The organism is Arcicella sp. GW458-12-2-14-TSB2 (genome assembly GCF_059423785.1).
The window spans coordinates 1-5,820 of sequence record NZ_JBWKYN010000256.1 but is presented as its reverse complement, the minus strand read 5'-3'; the positions used below and the strand labels follow the sequence as shown (position 1 = coordinate 5,820).

The following is a 5,820-nucleotide window of genomic DNA, read 5'->3' as shown; positions in this document are numbered from 1 at the left end:
AAATTAATCTTTTATTGATAAATAGTGAAATAAATAAATACTAGAAATTTTGCGAGGGATATTGTTGTCAATTTAGGCTTAATATGCCCATTTCAGATAGATACTTCCCCAAGTAAATCCTCCGCCAAATGCTGCTAGAATTAAATTATCTCCTTTTTTTAATTGCGATTCATAATCCCACAAACACAAAGGAATAGTAGCGGCTGTGGTATTACCATATTTTTGGATAGTCAACATCACTTTGTCAGGACCTATTCCCATACGGTTTGCCGTAGCATCAATAATTCTTTTGTTCGCTTGGTGAGGTACTAAGAAAGCTACATCTTCCCCAGTAAGCTGATTACGTTCCATAATTTCAGCTGAAACATCGGCCATTCTGGTTACGGCAAATTTAAATACAGCTGGTCCTTCTTGATGAATATAATGCTGACGTTGGTCAATTGTTTCGTGAGTAGGAGGGTAAGCACTTCCTCCAGCTTTTTGGATTAAGTGATTAGCACCCGAACCATCAGACTTCAATATGAAATCTTGAATACCCAAGCCCTCAGTATTAGCTTCTAATAAAACAGCACCCGAACCATCGCCAAATAGTACACAAGTAGTTCTGTCAGTATAATCAACAATTGAAGACATCTTGTCTGCACCCACTACTACTACTTTCTTGTATCTACCAGCTTCAATAAACATAGCACCCGTAACAAGGGCATTTAAAAAGCCAGAACAAGCAGCCGCTAGGTCATAAGACCCAACATGAGGGATGCCTACTGCCTCACAAATAATATTGGCAGTAGCTGGGAAAAAATGATCAGGAGAGATAGTAGCACAAATTAATAAATCAATTTCCTCTGGCTTAGTGTTTGTTTTGGCTAATAAACCCTTAACTGCCTCTATTGCCATTACAGATGTACCTTTTCCTTCTCCACGTAGAATATGACGTGTTTTAATGCCCGTTCGGCTTACTATCCATTCATCAGTGGTATCAACAAATTTTGCAAGGTCAGCGTTGGTCAATATATCTTCGGGTACATAACCTTGTACTCCGGTAATTGCTGCAGTGATTTTGGTCATGGTTATATGGGAAATGCTCGAATAATATTTGAAAATCAACGTAGATTATCCAACATCTTTATTCGCTCATTCTTATTACTTTAAGCAAACGCTTTTTTTATTTTTTCAGTTAGCTTAGATTCAACAATGCGATGACAAAGATGAACCATATTTTTGGTGGCAAGTGCCGACGAAGAACCATGTGCTATAACAACGTTTCCGTTGACGCCAATAATCGGACTACCCCCAACGGCTTCATAATTTGTTTGGTCTATGAAGTCGTCTTTAATTCCTCTTTCAGACAAAATTCCGTATAGAGATTCTCCCATTTTCAAGAGAATATTACCTGTAAAACCATCTGTTACAATAACATCGGCTTTTGCCTTGAAAAAGTCTTTGCCTTCAATGTTACCAATGAAGTTTATTTTTCTTTCTTCTTGGAGTAACTTATAGGCTTGCTGAACGATAACCGAACCTTTTTCGGGTTCTTCACCAATGTTCATCAAAGCTACTCTGGGCGATTCAATCCCCATCGTTGCTTTAGCATAAATAGAACCTAAAAGACCAAACTGAGCTAACATCTCAGGTTTAACATCAGCATTGGCACCAATATCAAGAATTACGGCCAAATTGCCGTCTATCTGTGGTGCAAAACCAGCAATGGGAGGGCGTTGAATGCCTTCTATCGTTTTGATAGAAAACAACGAACCTACCATCATTGCGCCTGTGTTGCCCGCAGAAGCAAAGACATCAATTGCTCCTGTCTTTAAAAGTTTAAACCCAACTCCGATACTGGAATTGGGTTTAGACTGTAATGCTCTTACAGGATGTTCACCCATTTCTATTGTTTCATTTGCTTCCACAATTTCAATGTTAGAACCCGTAAAATTTTGGTTATCAATTATCTGCTGAATTGCTGCCGTCTGACCAATCAAAACGATGGTTACACCAGCAGGTAATTCTTGAGCTGCCAATACTATTCCTTCAACGATAGCTTTTGGGGCGAAATCTCCACCCATTGCATCAATCCCTATCTTCATTCAATTATTATTTGGTTATTCACTAACGGAATGACAAAAATAACATTTTATGAAGTGTGAAACAGCGTTTTTGTTTGAAAATAGTTTTGAAAACTGATAGTTTTTTGTCAATTCTTCGTTTGAATGTTGATATTCAGCACATTAAGAGATAGACAATTCCCAAAATCAATTAATTATGCTTGAACAGCATAACCTTCTACAATCATTTTACCTTTGTAAAATAAGTTTCCTTCAAATACGTGAGCACGGTGACGTAAGTGAATTTCTCCAGTTGTTGGATCTGTAGTGATTGTTTTTGGAGTTCCAAAATCGTGTGAACGTCTTTTATCTCTACGAGTTGTCGAGTGTCTGCGTTTAGGATGTGCCATTTGCTTATTTCTTTAATTTTGTTATTCTTTATTTATCTAAAAACGTAATTTGCCAGTATGGTGGCCAAATTATTAATTATTATTCAATTTCTTTAAAATAGCCCAGCGTGGGTCTATTTCGGGTTCATCATCGTTTGTTTTTTCTTCATCGTCGTCATCATCATCTGAATCTTCTGTTGAAGTAGAATAAACAATTTCTCCCTCGTCATCATCTTCCCACACTAAATCTTCAAAGTCTTCGTCTAAATCATCATCCTCCAAACTTGATAAAAATGTTTGCTCTTCAACTTGAAAACGGGGATGAAGCTTTTTCATTGGAATCTGTAAACCAATGAATTCATAAATATCTTGAGCTACGTTGATATACTGTGTATTTCTATCAATCAACATCAACTCATCTGTAATCTCTTCGGTATGATCAGAAAACTTTAAAATCATTTTCTGGGTAATATCCACAGGGAAGTCGAAAGTATCCAAACTACGGTCACAAGTGAGTTCTACTGAACCTACAATATGATACAATAATTGAATCATTACTTCCGATTTATCTAAAGTAACGGTTGCTTTGAAATTCCCTTTTTCGATTAAATCTTGCTCTAATGCCACAAAAAAGTCATCACCTCCCTCAAATTCATGCACATAATGCTTGTTTTCAAGGCGGAAGATGTCAATCTTAAATGTATTTAATATGCTCTTATTCACTTGGTTTCATCGAAAAGACTGCAAAATTAGGGACTATTTTTTACAATGACAAGTATTGAACAAAATATTACCAGTACTTATTGCCAAATATCTTTTGGATAACGACCTTTGTTCTATGAAACAGATTATAAAAAACAATCCTTTATATTTTGGCTTATATATCGTTGTATGGCTTATAGGGCTTGTATGGGTGCTTAGTACCAATAAATTTGACCAAATGGTATTGATTAACCAATATAATGCATTGTGGGCTGACTCCTTTTTTGTAATGGCTACACAATTGGGTGAAGGATGGTTTTTTGTGGCTATAATCCTAAGTTATTTATTTATTAGTTATGATAAAGCTCTGATACTTACGGCTTCTTTGGGTTTAAGCTCTCTAGTTTCATTTTTATTAAAACTTAGTTTTGATAACCTCCGTCCCATGGCTTTTTTTGCAGATAAGCATATAAAATGGTATTTTGTTGATGGCGTAAAAATTAATATTCACCTCAGTTTTCCTTCTGGGCATACCACTACTGCTTTTGCCGTTTTTACGTTGCTTACTATCTTTCTTATCAACAAAAAATGGTCTGTGTTCTTTTTATTATTAGCTTGTTTGGCAGGTTATTCAAGATGTTATCTTTTCCAACATTTCCCTGAAGATGTTTTGGCGGGCTCTGTCGTAGGGACTGTTAGTAGTATGGTAGTCTATATATTGATAAATAAAATGCTTGAGAATAATCCCAAAGACTGGCATAGAAAAAGGCTGATTAACCATAAGAAACCCTAGTTGTGAGTTAGTGAGTGATAAATTGTGAGTACAACAGTGGACATTAGACACTAGATGTAAGACTAATAATAATGTACTCACTAACTCACAACTCATCATTCACAACTCTATTGTTCTATCAAATTCTTCCTTTCCAATTTCTTAAAGAAATCATACATCGGGTTAACATCTAGTTTCACAAACTTCTGCCATAGTTTAATAGCCTTAGTAATTAATTGACTTTCTATCAGAAAACCATCGTGACCGTATAGAGAATCTAAGGCTTGGAAAGTAGCACCAGGGATATGTTTTGCCAAAAAGGCTTGTTCATTAATCGGGAACAGCGCATCTGATTTGATGCCCATTACCAATGTTTTAGCCTTAATCTGTGATAATGCCTGAATAGCTCCCCCTCTGCCACGCCCCACATCCTGCGAATCCATCACCTGCGAGAGTACATAATATGAAAAAGCATTAAAACGCTGGGCTAACTTTTCTCCTTGATAGCGTTGGTAGCTCATAGCACGATGCACTTTGCCCAAAGACTCATCTTTACGGGCTTGTGTTACACCATAGGTTTCATAATTTCTATACGAAATCAAGGCGGTAGCTCTGGCAGCTTTCATGCCCTCGATACCTGCTTGTGGGTGACTTTCTTTCCAAGTTGGGTCTACTTCAATTGACATTCTTTGAGATTCATTAAATGCAATCCCCCAAGGTGAATGTTGTGCATTAGTAGCAATCAAAATCAGGTTTTCAATCAAGTTAGGCTGAGAAATAGCCCATTCTACACATTGTTGACCACCTAAAGAACCGCCAATACACGTTTTGATTCGAGTGATTCCGAGATGTTCGCGGAGTAAATCAAAAGAATTGACAATATCGCGGATAGTAATAAAAGGGAAAGTATGAAAATAGGGCTCGCCAGTAGTTGGATTGATAGAAAGAGGACCCGTACTACCATAATGTGACCCTAATACATTCACACAAATGATAAAATGTTTGTCAGGGTCGAATAGCTTACCTCTGCCTACTAACCCTTGCCACCAATCTTCTACATCATGACTACCCGTAAAAGCATGACAAACCCAAATTACATTAGAGCAATCAGCGTTTATATTCCCTAATGATTGATAGGCTAATGTTACTTCTGGTAAAATACCTCCTGCCTCTAGTTCAAAGGCTTGATTATATTTAAAAAGATTATTCAATGTATAAAAGACTTGAGCACCAATACTCATTTGAGTGAAACCTTTATTTACGCAATCAAAAGCGAATGATAAGATAATTGCTTTTGTAAATCCTCGAAACTTTCTTCATATTCCCAGTACATCAATCGTCCATGCGAACCCGTCACCAAAATATATTTTTCAGAGATAGACTGTATGCGGTTGATAGCTACCACCTTCACCATTTTCTGAGCCACGGTTACTTCTTCGATAATTTCCTTATTGTTGGCGTCGAAGCCATGAACAATGAGGTAATTGCCCGTTGTGATTTTAATAAATTTTGACATAATAGCTGACAAATTTGGTCACGATAAAATCATGACGATAAACGAAAATAAATCGTAAACCTGACGAATACTTTACAGCATGAAAAAATGACTGGGAGAGTACTTCGTAATTGGTTTATATTTCCTAAAAACTAGCCAAATGACTATACAATTTTCAGGTAGGAATTAGCACCTTGCCTTTACGAGCGGTAGGTTGCCAGAAGTTCATAGAGCCTATTCTCTCCCTTCTTCTTTATAAATCAATTACCTGTGGAGGTCGAAACCTCAGAGGAAAATTGACTTGATGATGCAAAGTAAATCGTGAAAGCTTGAAAAAGCAAATTTTTTAGGCATTCTCGCCAAAGAATCTTCTTTCCGTGGAAAAAAATAGGTTATATATTTTTCTCTTAGCGGGCG

The 5,820-nt window shown here is 36.8% G+C and carries 7 protein-coding genes and 1 riboswitch; of the genes, 1 reads left to right on the top strand and 6 read right to left on the bottom strand.

What is annotated here, in order from left to right:
• Nucleotides 1-78 precede the first annotated feature (78 nt).
• The 4 genes from AC07XN_RS23005 to AC07XN_RS22990 form a co-directional block, all read right to left on the bottom strand.
• Nucleotides 79-1,068 carry a beta-ketoacyl-ACP synthase III gene (locus AC07XN_RS23005; protein ID WP_309912728.1) on the bottom strand — a complete coding sequence of 330 codons (990 nt, stop codon included), beginning with the start codon at nucleotides 1,066-1,068 and terminating at the stop codon, nucleotides 79-81.
• Between the two features lie 80 nt (nucleotides 1,069-1,148).
• Nucleotides 1,149-2,087, bottom strand: coding sequence for a phosphate acyltransferase PlsX (gene plsX, locus AC07XN_RS23000; RefSeq protein WP_309912726.1), 939 nt, complete (start codon nucleotides 2,085-2,087; stop codon nucleotides 1,149-1,151).
• 173 nt (nucleotides 2,088-2,260) lie between these two features.
• On the bottom strand, nucleotides 2,261-2,455 hold the full coding sequence (gene rpmF, locus AC07XN_RS22995) for a 50S ribosomal protein L32 (RefSeq protein ID WP_309912724.1): 195 nt from the start codon (nucleotides 2,453-2,455) through the stop codon (nucleotides 2,261-2,263).
• Between the two features lie 72 nt (nucleotides 2,456-2,527).
• Nucleotides 2,528-3,157 carry a YceD family protein gene (locus AC07XN_RS22990; RefSeq protein ID WP_494744754.1) on the bottom strand — a complete coding sequence of 210 codons (630 nt, stop codon included), beginning with the start codon at nucleotides 3,155-3,157 and terminating at the stop codon, nucleotides 2,528-2,530.
• 115 nt (nucleotides 3,158-3,272) lie between these two features.
• Between AC07XN_RS22990 and AC07XN_RS22985 the strand changes: the two genes are divergently transcribed.
• Nucleotides 3,273-3,929: a phosphatase PAP2 family protein gene (locus tag AC07XN_RS22985; protein WP_494744753.1), complete on the top strand. Its 657-nt coding sequence runs from the start codon at nucleotides 3,273-3,275 to the stop codon at nucleotides 3,927-3,929.
• Between the two features lie 107 nt (nucleotides 3,930-4,036).
• Here AC07XN_RS22985 and AC07XN_RS22980 read toward each other — a convergent pair whose 3' ends face one another.
• Nucleotides 4,037-5,149, bottom strand: a complete 1,113-nt coding sequence (locus AC07XN_RS22980; protein ID WP_494744752.1) for a homoserine O-acetyltransferase family protein — start codon at nucleotides 5,147-5,149, stop codon at nucleotides 4,037-4,039.
• Between the two features lie 17 nt (nucleotides 5,150-5,166).
• Entirely contained in the window at nucleotides 5,167-5,424 is a 258-nt protein-coding gene (locus tag AC07XN_RS22975; protein ID WP_494744751.1) for a hypothetical protein, read from the bottom strand.
• 112 nt (nucleotides 5,425-5,536) lie between these two features.
• A riboswitch (SAM riboswitch) is annotated at nucleotides 5,537-5,665 on the bottom strand.
• Between the last annotated feature and the right edge of the window lie 155 nt (nucleotides 5,666-5,820).

What these genes read in the sequence shown, in the direction of transcription:
- AC07XN_RS23005 (WP_309912728.1), bottom strand. Translation starts at nt 1,068, where the DNA reads ATGACCAAAATCACTGCAGCAATTACCGGAGTACAAGGTTATGTACCC.
- plsX (WP_309912726.1), bottom strand. Translation starts at nt 2,087, where the DNA reads ATGAAGATAGGGATTGATGCAATGGGTGGAGATTTCGCCCCAAAAGCT.
- AC07XN_RS22975 (WP_494744751.1), bottom strand. Translation starts at nt 5,424, where the DNA reads ATGTCAAAATTTATTAAAATCACAACGGGCAATTACCTCATTGTTCAT.
- rpmF (WP_309912724.1), bottom strand. Translation starts at nt 2,455, where the DNA reads ATGGCACATCCTAAACGCAGACACTCGACAACTCGTAGAGATAAAAGA.
- AC07XN_RS22980 (WP_494744752.1), bottom strand. Translation starts at nt 5,149, where the DNA reads ATGAGTATTGGTGCTCAAGTCTTTTATACATTGAATAATCTTTTTAAA.
- AC07XN_RS22985 (WP_494744753.1), top strand. Translation starts at nt 3,273, where the DNA reads ATGAAACAGATTATAAAAAACAATCCTTTATATTTTGGCTTATATATC.